Below are 17,492 nucleotides of genomic sequence, written 5' to 3' on the forward strand. Positions count from 1 at the left end.
GTGCTCGCAAAGATGGGTAACGCCGAACCATTGTCCAAGGTGCCGACGATAGTTACATAGTGTATTGTTAGTACAATACAGTGCTGGAGACCGAGATGGGCAAGAAGAAGGAGCGTCGCGAACGCGAGGCGCGGGAGCGCGAGGCCGAGACGGGCGCGACGAAAGGCGAGGGTTTCGAGGCGCGCTGGTCCGCCAAGACGGGCAACCATGGCGGCGCGGCGCCGTTCGCGGGGATCGCGGCGGCGCTGACGCGGCAGATGGGCACGCCCGCGGGACGCCAGGTGATCGCGGCCGGGCTGATGATGGCGGCGACCGCGATCACGGCGAAGGATATGCGTGGGGCGACGCCGCCACCTGCACCGCCCGAACCACCCAAGCCGCCCAAGCCGCCAGAACCCTCGGCCGAGGCTTCGCCGGAGGCTCCGGGCGCGGCGGCGGCGGCCAGCGGGCCGTTCGCGGGCGAGACGCCGGAACCGCCCAGGGGCGACGCTGCTGCGCTGCCGCCCGAATTCGCCAAGGTGATCGACTCGTTCGCATCGGGCCTGGAGCGCTTCGCGGCGAACTTCGCCAAGCCGCCAAAGAGCTGACGCGTCCGATCCTCCCCCGCAAGGGGGAGGATTCTGGGCTCAGCGCGGCGTCCCGGGCGTCGCAGGCGGCACCGGGACCAGTTCGTAGAGATCGAGGATCGCGCCCTGCCCCGCGCGCGTCATCACGAGGCGCCAGCGCAGCGGCCCGACGCGTTCGACGACGCCCGCGACGTCGCGCGCCGGACTGGTGCCATAGGGCGGCGCGACCTGCGCGGGCGTGGTGCGGACGGTGCCGAGGAACACCTGCCGCCGGTCGGTGTCGGGGTGCAGCCAGCCGCCGGGCAGCGTCGTGCCGGTCTGCTTGGTGAAGGACAGCCCGGCGCCGTCGCCGTCGACATAGCAGAAATCGGGCGCGAAGCTCGCATAGCCCGCCCGCCCGCCGAGCCGGACCAGCCGGCAGCGATAGGAACCGGGCGACAGCGCGGGCAGGTCGAGCGCAGCGGCGGGGTCGAGCAGCGCACCCTCGGCCGCGATCCGGCCCGCGAGGCGTCTGGGCACCGCGGCGCGTGCGCGCGTCCAGCTGTCGCCGAGTGCGGCGAGCCGGGCGCGGTCGTCGGGCGTCGCGATCGTCGTCCAGTGTGGCGCGGCCGGTACGGGCTCCGCCGCCACGACCGGGGCCTTGCCCGCGCTGTCGCCCCGGGGCTGAGTCGCGCAGCCGGCGAGACAGGCCGTTCCTATCGCCAGGATCATCAACGCACGCACGGGCAGGCTCCTTGCACGGCCGGTCACGACGATGGCGTCGCCGCGGCGTGGAGACGAGTGGCTATGCCCGGCTGGTAAACGGATTGCTAACAACTGCACTGATCTGGCTCAGTTTCGACCCGAGGTGAGGGATGGATGCGGTGAGGTGCGGGTGAGCGGTTGGTGGAGATTGGCGGGGGGCGAGGCAACCCCCTGCCTGTCGTCATTTCGGCCCGAACTGGGACTCAGGGCCGCGGGCGGGTGCGCTTGGGGCTCTGGGTCCCGGCTTTCGCCGGGATGACGGATGGGGGGGTGGGAGCGCCTGCGGGTGCGGCGTACTGAGTTCACGCTGGATGCGGGCCGTTGCGGGTGCGGGAGCGATTTTGTGGCGTCTCCCCTTCCCGTCATCCCGGCGGACGCCGGGACCCAAGGTAGCGTGCCGGGTGATGGCGGCACGGGATCGCCGGGTCCGCCGTAACCGTGGGTCCCGGCTTTCGCCGGGATGACGGATAGGGTTCAGGGGTGCTGCGCGTGCTGGAGGATTGCGGGGGGAGGGTGCGGGGTGCGGGTCGCTCATGGGGTTTGGGCTTGAGAGCGTGGACGTTTCGCGCGCGTTCGGGAGACGTGGAGAGGGCGCCGGTGGGATTGCCACCGACGCCCTTCCGAAACGCAGCTTGAGCGGGCTTGGCCGGACAGGGGCTAAGCCCCTGTCGTCGGACGGCGCTGGAGCGCCGCCGGCCGGTCTGACCGCGGGGTGCTCGGCCGTAGCTTCGCTACGGCCGTCGCGCGGTCCGACTCAGATGTGAATCGGCTTGCCCTGTACGGCCATCGCCGCTTCCTTCAGCGCCTCGGCATGCGTCGGATGCGCGTGGCAGGTGTAGGCGATGTCTTCGCTGGTCGCGCCGAATTCCATCGCGATGGCGGCTTCGGCGATCAGCGTGCCGGCGAGGCTCGAGACGATCCAGACGCCCAGCACGCGGTCGGTCTTGGCGTCGGCGATGACCTTGACGAAGCCGTCGGTGTCGCGGTTGGTCTTGGCGCGGCTGTTGGCGGCGAAGGGGAACTTGCCGACCTTGATTTCGGTCATGTCCTTCGCGGCTTCCTCGGTGAGGCCGACGCCGGCGATTTCGGGCATCGTGTAGACGACGGACGGGATGACGTCCTCGTTGACGATGCCGGTCTGGCCGGCGATGTTCTCGGCCACCGCGACGCCCTCGTCCTCCGCCTTGTGCGCGAGCATCAGGCCGGGGACGCAGTCGCCGATCGCCCACACGCCGTCGACCTTCGTTTTGAAGCTGTGGTCGGTCTCGATCTGGCCGCGCTTGTTAAGCTCGAGGCCGATGGCTTCGAGATTGAGGCCGTCGACGTTCGCCTTGCGGCCGATCGAGACGAGCACTGCGTCGGCGGTCATCGTCTCGGACGCACCGCCGGCAGCGGGCTCGACGGTGACGGTCGCGACACCGTTGTCGACGGTCACACCGGTGACCTTGGTCGAGAGCTTCAGCTCCATGCCCTGCTTCTTGAAGAGCTTGGCGCTCTCACGGCGGACTTCGCCGTCGAAGCCGGGGAGGATCTGGTCGACGAATTCGACGACGGTCACCTTCGCGCCGAGGCGACGCCAGACGCTGCCGAGCTCGAGACCGATCACGCCGCCGCCGATGACGACCATGTGCTCGGGCACCTTGGGGAGCGCGAGCGCGCCGGTCGAGTCGACGACCGTGGTCTGGTCGACCGCGACGCCGGGGAGCGGCATGACGCTCGAGCCGGTGGCGATGACGATGTTCTTCGCGGTGACCGTCTGGCCGTTGACGTCGACGGTGTGCGCGTCCTGGAACGCGGCCTTGCCCTTGAGCCAGGTCACCTTGTTCTTCTTAAACAGGAATTCGACGCCGCCGGTCAGTTCCTTGACGGCCTTGGCCTTCTCGGCGTGCATCTGTTCGAGGTTGAGCGAGACGCCCTGGAAATCGATGCCGAACTTGGTGAGGTGGCCGCTCTTGGCCTCCTCGTAGATCTCGGACGCGTGGAGCAGCGCCTTGGACGGGATGCAGCCGACGTTGAGGCAGGTGCCGCCAAGCGTGTCGCGGCTCTCGGCGCAGGCGGTGCGCAGCCCGAGCTGTGCGGCGCGGATCGCGGCGACGTAGCCGCCGGGGCCTGCGCCGATTACGAGGACGTCATAGTCATAGTCAGCCATTGTCGCTTCTCTCTTACTTCCCCGGCGCAGGCCGGGGCCCAGTTGGGAGATATATGGGGAGGGCGAGGCGCTTCGTCACCGCGGCCTTCCCCACTGGGCCCCGGCCTGCGCCGGGGTGGTTAGATACTTACAGGTCGATCAGGATGCGCGTCGGATCTTCGATCGCGTTCTTGAGCGCGACGAGGAACGTCACGGCTTCGCGACCGTCGATCAGGCGGTGATCGTAGCTGAGCGCGAGGTACATCATCGGGCGGATGACGATCTGGCCGTTCACGACGACCGGGCGCTCCTCGATGCGGTGGAGGCCGAGGACCGCGGACTGGGGCGGGTTGATGATCGGGGTCGACATCAGCGAGCCGAACACGCCGCCGTTCGAGATGGTGAAGGTGCCGCCCTTCATCTCGTCCATCTTGAGTGCGCCGTCCTTGGCGCGCTTGCCGAAGTCGCCGATCGTCTTCTCGATCGTCGCGACCGACATCTGGTCGGCATCGCGGATCACGGGGACGACGAGGCCGCCCGGCGACGAGACCGCGACCGAGATGTCGGCATAGTCGTGATAGACGATGTCGTCGCCGTCGATCGACGCGTTGACCGATGGGATGTCGCGCAGCGCCATGGTCGCGGCCTTCACGAAGAAGCCCATGAAGCCGAGGCGGACGCCGTGCTTCTTCTCGAACAGGTCCTTGTACTTGGCGCGCGCCTCGATCACCGCGGTCATGTCGACGTCGTTGAACGTCGTCAGCATCGCGGCGGTGTTCTGCGCTTCCTTGAGGCGCTTGGCGATCGTCTGGCGCAGGCGCGTCATGCGGACGCGCTCTTCACCGCGGCCCGAGGCTGCGGGGGCTGCGGCCGGTGCGGGCGCAGGCGCTGCGGCAGGAGCGGGCTTGCTCGAGGCGGCGGCGGTCACGTCTTCCTTGGTGATGCGACCGTCGCGGCCGGTGCCCTTGACGGTGCCGGGGTCGACGCCGTGCTCGAGCACCGCGCGGCGGACCGACGGCGAGAGGGCTGCGGGCGAGTCGCTGGTGCCGGCGCCGGGCTGGTCGCCGTATCCTGCGCCGGACTCGTCCTTGGCGGGAGCGGAGGGCGTTGCGGTTGCGGCGGGCTCGGGGGCCTTTGCTGGCGCTGCGGCGGCACCGTCGCCGGAGTCGATCGTGGCGAGCATCGCGCCGACCTGGACGGTGTCGCCGACCGCGACGGCGTGCTGGCCCATGACGCCGGCGACCGGCGACGGCACCTCGACCGAAACCTTGTCGGTTTCGAGGCTGGCGATGGGCTCGTCGACGGCGACGGGATCGCCGGGCTGCTTCAGCCACTCGCCGAGGGTGGCTTCGGTGATCGATTCACCCAGGACGGGGACGGTGACTTCGGTTGCCATGGTTTCTGCCTACTTCCTTGTATCCCCGCGAAGGCGGGGACCCAGACTGGGCCCCCGCCTTCGCGGGGGAACAGAGTTGATTACGATGCGCGGGTGCGGCGGATTTCGTCGCGGACGCTGTGGCCGAGCGCGTCGGCGACGAGTGCGCCCTGCTCGGCCTGGTGACGCTTCATCAGGCCGGTCGCGGGCGAGGCCGAGGCGCTGCGCCCGGCGTAGCGCGCACGCTTGACCGGCGAATTCACGCTGGCCAGCGCCTCCTCGATCAGCGGCTCGACGAAGAACCAATAGCCGTTGTTCTTCGGCTCTTCCTGCGCCCAGACGATCTCTTGCAGGTTCGGCATCTTCGCGACGCGCTCGGCGATCGGGTTGCCGGGGAAGGGATAGAGCTGTTCGACGCGGACGATCTGCGTGTCGGTGTCGCCAGCCGCATCGCGTGCCTCGATCAGGTCGTACGCGACCTTCCCGGTGCACAGGACGAGACGCTTGGTGTCGACGTCCGCCGCACCGTTGGTGTCGGACAGGAGGCGACGGAAGTGGCTGTCGCCCTGGAAGTCCTCGGCGTTCGACACCGCGAGCTTGTGACGGAGCAACGACTTGGGCGTCATCACGATCAGCGGCTTGCGGAAGTTGCGGTGCATCTGTCGGCGGAGCAGGTGGAAATAGTTCGCCGGGCTGGTGCAGTTCGCGACCTGGATATTGTCGTCCGCGCAGGACTGGAGGAAGCGCTCGGGACGGGCCGAGCTGTGCTCGGGCCCCTGCCCTTCATAGCCGTGCGGGAGCAGCATCACGAGGCCGTTGGCGCGGAGCCACTTCGATTCGCCGGACGTGATGAACTGATCGATCATGATCTGCGCGCCGTTGACGAAATCGCCGAACTGCGCCTCCCAGAGGACGAGCGTCTTCGGATCGGCGAGCGCATAGCCGTACTCGAAGCCGAGTACGCCGTACTCGGACAGCGGGCTGTCGAGCACCTCGAAATTGCCGTGCTCGATCTCCTGCAGCGGCACGTACTTGTGCTCGTCGGTCTGGTCGACCCAGACCGCGTGACGCTGCGAGAAGGTGCCGCGGCCCGAATCCTGGCCGGACAGACGAACGCCATAGCCTTCGGAGAGCAGGCCGCCGAACGCGAGCGCCTCGCCGGTCGCCCAGTCGAAGCCCTTGCCCGACTTGAACATCTCGCGCTTGGCATCGAGCACGCGCGCGAGCGTCTTGTGGATCTTCACGCTCTCGGGGACGGTCGTCAGTGTGCGGCCGAGCGAGTCGAACAGCTTCTGGCTGAGGCCGGTCTCGACGTTGCGGCGCGCGGAGGCGCCATCGGTCGGCGCGCTGAGGCCGGTCCAGCGACCGCCGAACCAGTCGGCCTTGTTCGGCTTGTACGACGCACCCGCCTCGAACTCGCCCTCGAGCCGCAATGTGAGCTGCTTCACATTCTCGTCGATCCAGGGCTGGTCGATGACACCTTCCTTGATCAGGCGGTTGCCATAGACCGAGGAGACGCCGGGATGCTTGCGGATGATGTCGTACATCAGCGGCTGGGTGAAGGAGGGCTCGTCACCCTCGTTATGGCCGAAGCGGCGATAGCACCACATGTCGATGACGATGTCGCGGTGGAACTTCTGACGGAATTCCATCGCCATCTTGGTGGCGAAGGTCACCGCTTCGGGATCGTCGCCATTGACGTGGAAGACCGGCGCCTGGACGCCCTTGGCGACGTCCGACGGGTAGGGCGACGAGCGCGCGAACTGCGGGCTGGTCGTGAAGCCGACCTGGTTGTTGATGATGAAATGGACGCAGCCGCCGGTGTTGTAGCCGCGGATGCCCGAGAAGCCGAGGCACTCCCAGACGATCCCCTGCCCCGCGAACGCCGCGTCGCCGTGGATCAGCACGGGCAGCGACGCGACATGGTCCTTCAGATCATTGTTGAGCGTCTGGATCGCGCGCGTCTTGCCGAGCACGACCGGATCGGCAGCCTCGAGATGCGAGGGGTTGGCGACGAGACTCATATGAACCTTGTGGCCGTCGAACTCGCGGTCGGTGCTGGTGCCGAGATGGTACTTCACGTCGCCCGACCCGCCGATGTCATCGGGGTTGGCCGAGCCGCCGGCGAATTCGTGGAAGATGACGCGGAGCGGCTTGGCCATCACGTTGGCGAGCACGTTCAGACGACCGCGATGCGCCATGCCGATGACGATCTCGCGCACGCCCATCTGGCCGCCATACTTGATGACCGATTCGAGCGCGGGGATCATCGATTCGCCGCCGTCGAGCCCGAAGCGCTTCGTGCCGACATACTTCTTGCCGAGGAATTTCTCCCACTGCTCGGCTTCGATAACCTTGTTGAGGATCGCCTTCTTGCCGTCGACGGAGAACTCGATCGCCTTGTCCTGGCCTTCCATGCGCTCCTGGAGGAAGCGGCGCTCCTCGACATCGGCGATGTGCATGTATTCGAGGCCGACATTGCCGCAGTAATTCTTGCGCAGCGTGTCGACGAGCTCGCGGATGGTCGCCCATTCGAAGCCCATCGTGCCGCCGAGATAGACCTTGCGGTCGATGTCGGCGTCGGAGAAGCCGTGATATTCGGTTTTCAGATCCTCGGGCATCTCGCGCTTCGAGAGGCCGAGCGGATCGAGATTGGCGGCGAGGTGACCGCGGACGCGGTAGGTGCGGATCAGCAGCTGCGCGCGGATCGCGTCGGCCGCGGCCTTGGCGATCTCGTCCTTCGAAACGGGCGCGGGCGCGGCGGCGGCGGGAGCAGGCTTGCCGCCACCCTTTGCGGGCTTGGGCGCGGGCTCCATCTGGGTCGGGTCGAGCGCCGCGGTCAGATCGTCCGTGGTGGTCAGCGGCCAGCGCGCGCTTTCCCAGCTCGGGCCCTGCGCGGAGCCTTCGAGCCCCTCGAAGAACGTCCGCCAGCCGGATTCGACCGAGGCCGGATCGGCGGTGAACTTGGCGTAGAGCGTCTCTACGAACGCCGGGCTGACGCCGGCTGCGATATCGCTGAAATCCTGGCCTTCGTAGCCCATGTCACTCGCCTTCCGTGTTCTCCCGCGAAGGCGGGAGCCCAGACTGGGCCCCCGCCTTCGCGGGGGAACAGCCTTCTTTGACTTAACCCTTCAGCACGCTCAGCAGCGTCTCGCCGAGCAGGCTGGGGCTTTCCGAGACCTTGATCCCGGCAGCTTCCATCGCCGCGATCTTGCTCTCGGCATCGCCCTTGCCGCCCGAGACGATCGCACCGGCATGACCCATGCGGCGACCCGGAGGTGCGGTGCGGCCCGCGATGAAGCCGGCCATCGGCTTCTTGCGGCCACGCTTGGCCTCGTCGATCAGGAACTGCGCGGCTTGCTCCTCGGCGTCGCCGCCGATCTCGCCGATCATGATGATCGACTTGGTCTCGTCGTCCGCGAGGAAGAGCTCGAGCACGTCGATGAAGTTCGTGCCGTTGACCGGATCGCCACCGATGCCGACCGCGGTCGTCTGACCAAGGCCTGCGTTCGAGGTCTGGAAGACCGCCTCATAGGTGAGCGTGCCTGAACGGCTGACAACGCCGACCGAGCCCTTCTTGAAGATCGAACCGGGCATGATGCCGATCTTGCACTCGCCGGGGGTCAGGACGCCGGGGCAGTTCGGGCCGATCAGGCGCGACTTGGAACCCGCGAGCGCGCGCTTGACCTTGACCATGTCGAGCACGGGAATGCCCTCGGTGATCGCGACGATCAGCTCGATCTGCGCGTCGATCGCCTCGAGGATCGAATCGGCGGCGAAGGGGGGCGGCACGTAGATCACGGACGCGGTCGCGCCGGTGACCGACTTCGCCTCGGCGACGGTGTTGTAGACGGGGAGGTCGAGGTGCGTCGTACCGCCCTTGCCGGGGGTGACGCCACCGACCATCTGCGTGCCGTATTCCAGCGCCATCTTGGTGTGGAAGCTGCCGGTTTCGCCGGTCATGCCCTGCGTGATGACCTTGGTGTTCTTGTCGACGAGGATGCTCATCTAGTTTTCTCTCTCTCGTTCCCCGGCGGAGGCCGGGGCCCAGTTGGGAAGGCAGGTCAGTCTGGCGTCAGCGTATCAAACAGATCATCCCAGTTCGGGTTCATCCCTTCGATCGCTTTCACCTTCCAGGCCCGTTTCCATTCCTTCATCTGCAGCTCACGCTGCCGGGCGGCGTCCAGATCATCATAGACTTCGTACCAGACGAGTAGATGACAACCGTATTTCTTCGTAAATCCTGCGACGACCCCGTTGCGATGCTCCCAAGCACGCTTGGGAAGATTGCTGGTGACGCCGAGATAGATCGTGCCGTTACGCCTGCTGGCCATGATGTAGACGCAGAAGGCGGTATGCATCACGGGACTTCTCCCAACTGGACCCCGGCCTTCGCCGGGGAACAGCAGATCGGCTCATGTCCTCAAATCAGTTCAGGCTACCGTCGATACCCTTGCACGCCACGATCAGTTCCTTGACCGCGTCGACCGAGACCTGGAGGTTGCCCTTGGCTTCGTCGTCGAGCTTGATCTCGACGATCTTCTCGACGCCGCCGGCGCCGATCACCACGGGGACGCCGACATACAGGTCGTCGAGGCCGTATTCACCCGAGACGTAGGCCGCGGCGGGCAGGACGCGCTTCTGGTCGTAGAGATAGGCCTCCGCCATCGCGATGCCGCTGGTGGCGGGCGCGTAATAGGCCGAGCCGGTCTTGAGCAGCGCGACGATCTCGCCGCCGCCGCCGCGCGTACGCTTGACGATCGCGTCGATCTTTTCCTGGCTCGACATGCCCATCGCGATGAGATCGGGAACGGGGATGCCCGAGACGGTCGAATACTGGATCACGGGGACCATCGTGTCGCCGTGGCCGCCGAGCACGAAGCTGGTGACGTCCTTGACCGAGACCTTGAACTCGTCGGCGAGGAAATGGCTGAAGCGCGACGAGTCGAGCACGCCGGCCATGCCGACGACCATGTGATGCGGGAGCCCTGAGAATTCACGCAGCGCCCACACCATCGCGTCGAGCGGGTTGGTGATGCAGATGACGAACGCGTTCGGTGCGTTGGCCTTGATGCCCTCGCCGACGGCCTTCATGACCTTGAGGTTGATGCCGAGCAGGTCGTCGCGGCTCATGCCGGGCTTGCGTGCGACACCGGCGGTGACGATGATGACGTCGCTGCCTGCGATATCGGCATAGTCGTTCGAGCCGGTGATCGTCGAGTCGAAGCCTTCGACCGGGCCGCACTGCGACAGGTCGAGCGCCTTGCCCTGGGGGATGCCCTCGGCCACGTCGAACAGGACGATATCGCCCAGACCCTTGAGTGCTGCGAGGTGCGCGAGCGTGCCGCCGATGTTACCGGCGCCGATCAGCGCGATCTTCTTGCGAGCCATTCCAATCCGTCTCCGTCTGATGTGCGGGGTGATTGGTGACGCCGGTTACGCGCATTATGGCGCTACGGCAACCGTTAAAGCGGAAAAGTCGTCTCGTTATTGCAAATCGTTCGCAGGAGCAATAAGCCCGCGGACGTGCGCTGAACCACCCCGGCGGAGGCCGGGGCCCAGTTGGGGGACGGTGCAAACTATGCGCAGGTCTTCGTTACGACGGCCTTTCCAACTGGGCCCCGGCCTTCGCCGGGGTGGTGTTTGGGGTGCGTCAGATATGCCCTTCCGCCAGATACTCCTCGGAGCGCATCTCTTCCAGACGGCTGATCGTACGGTCGAATTCGAACCGGCCGTCGCCGCTCGCGTAGAGGTCGCCCGGCTGCGCGTCGGCGGCGGCGAGCAGCTTGACCTTGTGTTCGTAGAGCGCGTCGATCAGCCCGACGAAGCGCGCCGCCTCGTTGCGGTTTTCGGGGCCGAGCTTGGGGATGCCGACGAGGATGATGGTGTGGAATTTGCGCGCGATGGCGAGATAGTCGGCCACCCCCCTCGCCTCGCCGCACAGCTTCCTGAAGCTGAACACCGCGACGCCCTTGAGCGATTTCGGCACGCGCAGGGCGCGGCCCTGGACGATCAGCTCCTCGGACGGGACGTGCTCGCTGTCGTCGGGCGAGAAGTCGGTGAGGCGGAAGAAGGCGGCGGAGAGCTGCGCGGTCGCCTCGGGCCCGTTGGGGACGAGCAAGGTATCCTGGCTGCCGAGCCGGTCGCGGCGGTAATCGACGGGGCCGTTGAGCGGGAGGACGTCGAGCCGCTGCTCGATCGTCGCGATGAAGGGGAGGAAATGCTCGCGGTTGAGGCCGTTCTTGTAGAGATCGGCGGGCGGGCGGTTCGAGGTGGTGACGATCGTCACGCCGGAATCGAGCAGCGAGGTGACGAGCCGCGACAGGATCATCGCGTCGGGGCTGTTGGTGACCATCATCTCGTCGAACGCGAGCAGCCGGGTTTCCTCGGCGATCGCGGTGGCGACGGGGACGATCGGGTCGCCGACCTCCTTGCGGCGCTCGGCGGCGATGCGGGCATGGACCTCGAGCATGAATTCGCCGAAATGGACGCGGCGCTTTCGGTCGACCGCAACCTCGGCGAAGAACAGGTCCATCAACATCGACTTGCCGCGGCCGACCCCGCCCCAGAGATAGACGCCGCGCGGCGCCGGCTTTTTCGCAAAGCGCGCGAAGAAGCCGGTCGCGACGGGTGCGGCGAGTTCGGTAGCGAGCGTGTTCAGGCGCGCGGCGGCGGCGGCCTGTTCGGGGTCGGGGCGGAGTTCGCCCGAGGCGACGAGCGCTTCGTAGGCGGCGAGGACGGTCATTGGTCTTCACCACCCCGGCGGAGGCCGGGGCCCAGGGGGAAAGGTTGCCGTGATAGAACGCTACGCTTGAACAATGATCGTGTCCCAACTGGGCCCCGGCCTTCGCCGGGGTGGTGATAGCGGTCGGGGTCAGCCCTTCGGCGGCTTAGGCGACGGCTTGCGGATCGTCGCGGAGAAGGCCGCGATCTTCGCTTCGTCCTCGCCTTGCACCACGAGGCCCCGCAGGAACAAGAGGCGGCCGGTTTCCTTGAGCACCTCGACCTGCGCCTCGATCGGCGCGCCGATGCGGCCGCCACCGATGAACTGGGTGTTGAGGTCGAGCGTCACCGCGGTGCCGGCGGTGATCAGCCCGAAGCCGTGCGCGGCGGCGAACAGCGCGACGTCGATGAAGCCAAGCAGCGCGCCGCCGTGCACATTATCCTGCAGGTTCGAATGGCGACGCTCGGGCGTGATGCGGACGCGGACGCGGTGGCCGTCGACGCGGTAGAGCATGGGGCCGAGCAACGTGTTGAACCGGGTCGGGTCGGACAGGGTCCAGCTGCGCCAGCCGGGGTTTGCGGGGTCTTCGGCGTCGAGGAAATGGGGGGTGGTCAACGGCATGTCCTTCGAAGCTTGCGAACGGCGCCCACCCTGCCCGTTCGTCCTGAGCGAAGTCGAAGGACTTTTGGAAGGCGTCGTCCCTGGCCCCGGGCTTGTGCTTCGACTTCGCTCAGCACGAACGGGGTTTGGGGGGGCGCCGCGCCTGGCCCCGAGCCTGTGCTTCGACTTCGCTCAGCACGAACGGGTTTGGGGGAGCGCCGCGCCACCGCCCCGGGCCTGTGCTTCTACTTCGCTCAGCACGAACGGGAGGGGGGAGGTATCAGCGGTTAGGCGAAGAAGCCCCCCTCAAATCAGACGATCCGTTCGGCTTCCATCTTCTTGATCTCGGCGATCGCCTTGGCGGGGTTGAGGCCCTTGGGGCAGGCGTTCGCGCAGTTCATGATCGTGTGGCAGCGATAGAGGCGGAACGGATCCTCGAGCTCGTCGAGCCGCTCGCCGGTCATCTCGTCGCGGCTGTCGGCGAGCCAGCGATAGGCCTGGAGCAGGATCGCGGGGCCGAGGAACTTGTCGGCGTTCCACCAGTAGCTCGGGCACGAAGTCGAGCAGCAGGCGCACAGGATGCATTCGTACAGGCCGTCGAGCTTCGAGCGGTCTTCGGGCGACTGGAGACGCTCCTTGCCCGAGGGCGGCGGGGTGACGGTCTGCAGCCAGGGCTTGATCGACGAATATTGCGCGTAGAAATGCGTGAAGTCGGGGACGAGATCCTTGATCACGTCCATGTGCGGCAGCGGGGTGATCTGGACCTCGCCCTTGCAATCCTCGATCGCGGTGGTGCAGGCGAGGCCGTTCTTGCCGTCGATGTTCATCGAGCAGGAGCCGCAGATCCCCTCGCGGCACGAGCGGCGGAAGGTCAGCGAGCTGTCCTGCTCGCCCTTCATCTTGATCAGCGCGTCGAGCACCATCGGACCGGTCTCGTCGAGGTCGAGCTCGAACGTGTCGTAGCGGGGATTCTCGCCGCTATCGGGATCGTAGCGATACACCTTGAACGATTTCAGCCGCTTGCCCCCGCTGGTCGAGGCGTGCTTGACGCCCTTCTTAACGACGCTGTTTTTCGGGAGCGAGAATTCGGCCATTGCGAGCGGTCCGTCCGTGGTGTGATGACAAGGTTGTCAGAGCCGATACATGACAGAGGCCCTGCCCGCAAATCCTTAGCTTCGCGGGTGCAACATGAGTCACATGTGGGGCGCGGCACGGACCGCCGCAACCGTCAGATGATGTCGAGGATCAGCCCGAGATCGCGCGCTTCCTCCGCCTCGATATACCAGTTGGACGGTGCCTTGGCCTTCAGCTCCTCGATATCGACCTTGGTACCACGGACGAGATCGCGGAAACCCTCTTCCTGGATGTTGATCGAATCCTCGATCTCGTGGAGCTTGGCCTTGAGCGTATAGGACAGCGCGTTGAGCGGCCCATTGAGCTCGATCGTGCTCGTCATCTGGCGCTCATGGATCATCAGGCGGCTGTTGCGCGTGAGGAAGCGGCTGTCGGCGGGGAAGGCCGACATGAAGGTGGCGCCCGCCGAATAGACCGCGACCTTGCCGAGGAACAGCGTCTCGCGATCGGTATATTCGCGCAGCAGGCGGATATGGTCGCCCATCGCGCGCGCCATCTCGGGGTCGCCGCCAAGCGTGGTGATCGAGACGACGAGCGGGCCCTCGGTCGGCGCAGCCGCGACCTGCGCCTTGAAGCTGTCGTACATCGCGTCGTCGACGGGGCCGTGCAGCTGGACATGGGGGACGGCGAGCAACGGATAGTTGCGCGCGTTCGAAGCGGGGGAGGTGTCGGTCATGCGCGGGCAAACTTACCGCGGTATCGAGCGGTTCCGATGTCGTCCGCAAAAGACCGGGAGTATAGATTCTATACCGAAATTGCGGTAGAGTTGGGCATGTTCGAATTCGACCCGGACAAGAGCGCGGCCAACGCGGTCAAGCACGGTACTGATTTCGTCGAAGCTCAGGCGCTGTGGGGCGATGACGAGCGGATCGTCGTCGGATCGGCCCAGCGCCATGTGGGCGAGGACCGGCAACTGGTGATCGGCCGGATCGGCGATCGCCTGTGGACGGCGATCGTCACCGATCGCGGTACGGCGACCCGGATCATCTCGGTTCGCCGCGCGAGAGATTATGAGGAACTGGCTTATGAACGCGCCCGCACCGGCTAAATCCGTGCTGTACAAGGCTATCTCAGCCGACGAGCTCGACCGGCGGTTCGACGAGGGCGAGGATGTCAGCGCGTATTTCGACTGGTCCAGCCCGCGCAAGCCTGCGCTGGAGGCCAAGCGCGTGAACGTCGATTTCCCCACGTGGATGGTAGAGAGTCTCGACGTGCAGGCCCGCAAGCGTGGCGTCACGCGTCAGGCGCTCATCAAGATGTGGCTGGCGGATCGTCTGGAAGCGGCAGCGAATGCGCCCGCCAGCCCCTGAGGTCAGATGTCCCGGTCGAGTGCCGGATTGGCCTGTCGCTTGTGCTGGAGGATCCAGCCGACCAGGCCGCCAGGGACGCCGCCCGCGAGCGAGAAGAGCGCGAAGAAGGTGATGGCGATCTTCTGCGGGTCTTCGCCGGGGGCGCGCGTCTCGATGCCGTAGATGTAGATCGCGGTCCCGATCGCGACGATCGCCGGCCAGAGAAAGCCGGCGATCATCGGCGGGAACCGCGTCAGCAGCCCCACCGCGACGGGCACGAGGAACCCGATCGCGATGATGGCCCAAATCATCAATAGACCCGCTTCTTGGGCTTGATGTAGTCGACGTCGTCGGTGAGCGTGTAGTCGTGCACCGGGCGGAAATCGATCTTGGTCTGACCGCCCTTGCCACCCCAGCCGTCGAAGGTCGTGATGGTGTGCTTCATCCAGTTGGCATCGTCACGCTCGGGGAAATCCTCGTGCATGTGAGCGCCGCGCGACTCGGTGCGGTTGGCCGCCGAGTTCATCGTCACGACAGCCTGGCCGATCAGATTGTCGAGCTCCATCGTCTCGACCAGATCGGTGTTCCAGATCATGCTGCGATCCTTCACGGCGACGTCGGTCATCCGGTTGTAGATGCCCGCCATCTTCTCGACGCCCTGGTTGAGCAGTTCGGTATCGCGGAACACCGCGCAATGCTTCTGCATCGTCTGCTGCATGTCGAGACGGATCTGCGCGGTCGGCGACCCGCCGCTCGCATTGCGGAACGTGTCGAGACGCGTCAGCGCGAGATCTTCCGAGCCCTTGGGCAGCGGCGCGTGCGCGGTGCCGGGCTTGAGCGTATCGCGGATCCGCAGACCGGTCGCACGGCCGAACACCACGAGATCGATCAGGCTGTTCGAGCCCAAGCGGTTGGCCCCGTGGACCGAGACGCAGGCGGCCTCTCCGACCGCGAACAGGCCGGGGACGACCGCGTCGGGATTGCCGCCGACGAGGTTGACGACCTCACCGTGGAAGTTGGTCGGGATGCCGCCCATGTTGTAATGCACGGTCGGCGTGACGGGCAGCGGCTGGCGCGTGAGATCGACGCCCGCAAAGACCTTGCCGGTCTCGGTGATGCCCGGCAGGCGCTCCGCCAGAACCTTCGGATCGATGTGATCGAGATGCAGGAAGATGTGGTCGCCATTCTTGCCGACGCCGCGGCCTTCGCGCATTTCAAGCGCCATCGAGCGGCTGACGACGTCGCGCGAGGCGAGGTCCTTCGCCGACGGGGCATAGCGCTCCATGAAGCGCTCGCCCTCGGAGTTGGTCAGGTACCCGCCCTCACCGCGTGCGCCCTCGGTGATGAGCACGCCCGCGCCGTAGATGCCGGTCGGGTGGAACTGGACGAACTCCATGTCCTGGAGCGGAAGGCCGGCGCGGAGCACCATCGCATTGCCGTCGCCGGTGCAGGTGTGCGCCGAGGTCGCCGAGAAATAGACGCGGCCATAGCCGCCGGTGGCGAGCACGGTCTGGTGGCTGCGGAAGCGGTGGATCGAACCGTCTTCCATGCACAACGCGATCACGCCGCGGCAGACGCCGTTTTCCATGATCAGGTCGAGCGCGAAATACTCGACGAAGAAGTCCGTGTTGTACTTCAGGCTCTGCTGGTAGAGCGCGTGGAGCATCGCGTGGCCGGTACGATCGGCGGCAGCGGCGGTGCGCTGGACCGGGGGGCCCTCGCCCATGTTCTGCATGTGGCCGCCGAACGGACGCTGATAGATCGTGCCGTTCTCGTTACGGCTGAACGGCATGCCGGCGTGTTCGAGCTCGTAGACCGCCTGCGGGGCCTCGCGGCACAGATATTCGATCGCGTCCTGGTCGCCGAGCCAGTCGGAGCCCTTGACGGTGTCGAACATGTGCCAGGTCCAGTGATCCGGCGAGTTGTTGCCGAGCGACGCGGCGATGCCGCCCTGGGCGGCGACGGTGTGCGACCGGGTCGGGAAGACCTTGGTGATGCACGCGGTCTTCAGCCCGCTCTCGGCGATGCCCATCGTGGCGCGCAGGCCCGAGCCGCCGGCCCCGACGACGACCGCATCATAGGTATGATCGATGATCTTGTAGGCAGCTGACATTACGCAGGAGCTCCGGAGAAGGCGACCTTCAGGATCGCGAACAGGGCGATGCCGCCCAGCGTGAAGGTGAACAGGTTGAGCAGGATCATCGTCACGACGCGACTTTCGCCGTGCATGTAATCCTCGATCACGACCTGCAGACCGAGACGGAAGTGGTAGAAGACCGACAGGATCAGCAGCGCCATCGGGATCGCCGCCCAGGACGACTGGAGCCACAGATGCACCGAGGCATAGTCATAGGCGGGCATCCGCGCGACCGCGACCATCAGCCAGGCCATCAGGAAGATGTTGGCGCCGGCGGTCAGCCGCTGCTGCCACCAATGCTGCGTGCCGTGCTTGGCGCTGCCCAGACCGCGGACGCGGCCGACTGGCGTACCCGAACCCATTACTTCATCCCCATGTAGAGCCAGAAGGCGACCGTCAGCAGCGTGCTCGCCAGGATCGTCGCGCGCGCACCCATGCGGTTGCGCTTCAGCTCAAATCCGGCGCCGGTGTCCATCACCAGATGGCGGATGCCCGTCATCATGTGCTGGAGTAGCGACCAGGTCAGGCCGATGCCGATGACATAGCCCAGAATGTTCAGCCCGCCCGTATCGGTCGTGAACACGTCGACAAAGGTCGCATAGGCCTGATCCCCCGACGCGATCGCGGCGAGCCACCAGACGAGCAGCAGGCTGCCGACGGTCGCCATGCCGCTGCCGGTCGCGCGGTGCAGGATCGAGACCAGCATGTGCGGGCCCCATTTATAGACCTGCAGATGGGGAGAAAGCGGGCGTGCCGGGTTGCGCGATGCCAAGGGCTGTGTCCTCGAGTACGAAG

The 17,492-nt window shown here is 66.4% G+C and carries 18 protein-coding genes; 3 read left to right on the forward strand and 15 right to left on the reverse strand.

Features of this window, described 5'->3' with window-relative positions; genetic code table 11:
- Positions 1-95: 95 nt before the first annotated feature.
- The gene (locus tag NEF64_RS15620) at positions 96-587 is read left to right on the forward strand and encodes a hypothetical protein (RefSeq protein WP_252574116.1); all 492 of its coding nucleotides are present in this window, start codon (positions 96-98) and stop codon (positions 585-587) included.
- A 39-nt stretch (positions 588-626) separates the two neighbouring features.
- Here the strand turns inward: NEF64_RS15620 and NEF64_RS15625 are convergent, their stop codons facing one another.
- The 11 genes from NEF64_RS15625 to NEF64_RS15675 all read right to left on the reverse strand — a co-directional run bounded on the left by NEF64_RS15625 (position 627) and on the right by NEF64_RS15675 (position 13,947).
- Positions 627-1,289 (reverse strand): DUF4893 domain-containing protein, encoded by a 663-nt coding sequence (locus NEF64_RS15625; RefSeq protein WP_235516262.1) that lies wholly within the window; start codon positions 1,287-1,289, stop codon positions 627-629.
- A gap of 775 nt (positions 1,290-2,064) precedes the next feature.
- The gene (lpdA, locus tag NEF64_RS15630) at positions 2,065-3,459 is read right to left on the reverse strand and encodes a dihydrolipoyl dehydrogenase (protein WP_056405203.1); all 1,395 of its coding nucleotides are present in this window, start codon (positions 3,457-3,459) and stop codon (positions 2,065-2,067) included.
- 127 nt (positions 3,460-3,586) lie between these two features.
- Entirely contained in the window at positions 3,587-4,834 is a 1,248-nt protein-coding gene (gene odhB / locus NEF64_RS15635; protein ID WP_056405200.1) for a 2-oxoglutarate dehydrogenase complex dihydrolipoyllysine-residue succinyltransferase, read from the reverse strand.
- A gap of 80 nt (positions 4,835-4,914) precedes the next feature.
- Complete coding sequence (locus NEF64_RS15640) at positions 4,915-7,854, reverse strand: 2-oxoglutarate dehydrogenase E1 component (RefSeq protein WP_056405199.1); 2,940 nt, start codon at positions 7,852-7,854, stop codon at positions 4,915-4,917.
- An 82-nt stretch (positions 7,855-7,936) separates the two neighbouring features.
- Positions 7,937-8,821, reverse strand: coding sequence for a succinate--CoA ligase subunit alpha (gene sucD, locus NEF64_RS15645; RefSeq protein ID WP_031395407.1), 885 nt, complete (start codon positions 8,819-8,821; stop codon positions 7,937-7,939).
- 56 nt (positions 8,822-8,877) lie between these two features.
- Positions 8,878-9,174: a GIY-YIG nuclease family protein gene (locus tag NEF64_RS15650; RefSeq protein ID WP_031395406.1), complete on the reverse strand. Its 297-nt coding sequence runs from the start codon at positions 9,172-9,174 to the stop codon at positions 8,878-8,880.
- A gap of 67 nt (positions 9,175-9,241) precedes the next feature.
- Positions 9,242-10,204: a malate dehydrogenase gene (gene mdh, locus NEF64_RS15655; protein WP_056405197.1), complete on the reverse strand. Its 963-nt coding sequence runs from the start codon at positions 10,202-10,204 to the stop codon at positions 9,242-9,244.
- A 262-nt stretch (positions 10,205-10,466) separates the two neighbouring features.
- Positions 10,467-11,558 (reverse strand): cell division protein ZapE, encoded by a 1,092-nt coding sequence (gene zapE / locus NEF64_RS15660; RefSeq protein ID WP_252574119.1) that lies wholly within the window; start codon positions 11,556-11,558, stop codon positions 10,467-10,469.
- A 129-nt stretch (positions 11,559-11,687) separates the two neighbouring features.
- On the reverse strand, positions 11,688-12,152 hold the full coding sequence (locus NEF64_RS15665) for a PaaI family thioesterase (RefSeq protein ID WP_056405639.1): 465 nt from the start codon (positions 12,150-12,152) through the stop codon (positions 11,688-11,690).
- A gap of 296 nt (positions 12,153-12,448) precedes the next feature.
- Entirely contained in the window at positions 12,449-13,231 is a 783-nt protein-coding gene (locus tag NEF64_RS15670; protein WP_031393667.1) for a succinate dehydrogenase iron-sulfur subunit, read from the reverse strand.
- A gap of 134 nt (positions 13,232-13,365) precedes the next feature.
- Entirely contained in the window at positions 13,366-13,947 is a 582-nt protein-coding gene (locus NEF64_RS15675; protein WP_056405193.1) for a ClpP family protease, read from the reverse strand.
- A gap of 96 nt (positions 13,948-14,043) precedes the next feature.
- On the opposite strand from NEF64_RS15675, the gene NEF64_RS15680 reads away from it, so the two are divergent.
- A complete protein-coding gene (locus tag NEF64_RS15680) occupies positions 14,044-14,319 on the forward strand; it encodes a BrnT family toxin (protein ID WP_056405191.1) in 276 nt (91 codons plus the stop codon).
- Positions 14,297-14,581 carry a type II toxin-antitoxin system BrnA family antitoxin gene (gene brnA, locus NEF64_RS15685; protein ID WP_197984579.1) on the forward strand — a complete coding sequence of 95 codons (285 nt, stop codon included), beginning with the start codon at positions 14,297-14,299 and terminating at the stop codon, positions 14,579-14,581. The genes NEF64_RS15680 and brnA overlap by 23 nt, the downstream gene beginning before the upstream one ends.
- 2 nt (positions 14,582-14,583) lie before the next feature.
- Here brnA and NEF64_RS15690 read toward each other — a convergent pair whose 3' ends face one another.
- Genes NEF64_RS15690 through sdhC form a run of 4 tightly spaced genes read right to left on the reverse strand, consistent with a single transcriptional unit; the run spans position 14,584 to position 17,403 of the window.
- Complete coding sequence (locus NEF64_RS15690) at positions 14,584-14,871, reverse strand: hypothetical protein (protein WP_056405189.1); 288 nt, start codon at positions 14,869-14,871, stop codon at positions 14,584-14,586.
- Entirely contained in the window at positions 14,871-16,673 is a 1,803-nt protein-coding gene (gene sdhA, locus NEF64_RS15695) for a succinate dehydrogenase flavoprotein subunit (RefSeq protein ID WP_031440116.1), read from the reverse strand. Before sdhA ends, NEF64_RS15690 begins: the two co-directional genes overlap by 1 nt.
- The gene (sdhD, locus tag NEF64_RS15700; RefSeq protein WP_031440117.1) at positions 16,673-17,059 is read right to left on the reverse strand and encodes a succinate dehydrogenase, hydrophobic membrane anchor protein; all 387 of its coding nucleotides are present in this window, start codon (positions 17,057-17,059) and stop codon (positions 16,673-16,675) included. Before sdhD ends, sdhA begins: the two co-directional genes overlap by 1 nt.
- Positions 17,059-17,403, reverse strand: coding sequence for a succinate dehydrogenase, cytochrome b556 subunit (gene sdhC, locus NEF64_RS15705; protein ID WP_031393660.1), 345 nt, complete (start codon positions 17,401-17,403; stop codon positions 17,059-17,061). The genes sdhD and sdhC overlap by 1 nt, the downstream gene beginning before the upstream one ends.
- Between the last annotated feature and the right edge of the window lie 89 nt (positions 17,404-17,492).

The organism is Sphingomonas aerolata, assembly GCF_023935825.1.
GTDB lineage: Bacteria > Pseudomonadota > Alphaproteobacteria > Sphingomonadales > Sphingomonadaceae > Sphingomonas > Sphingomonas aerolata.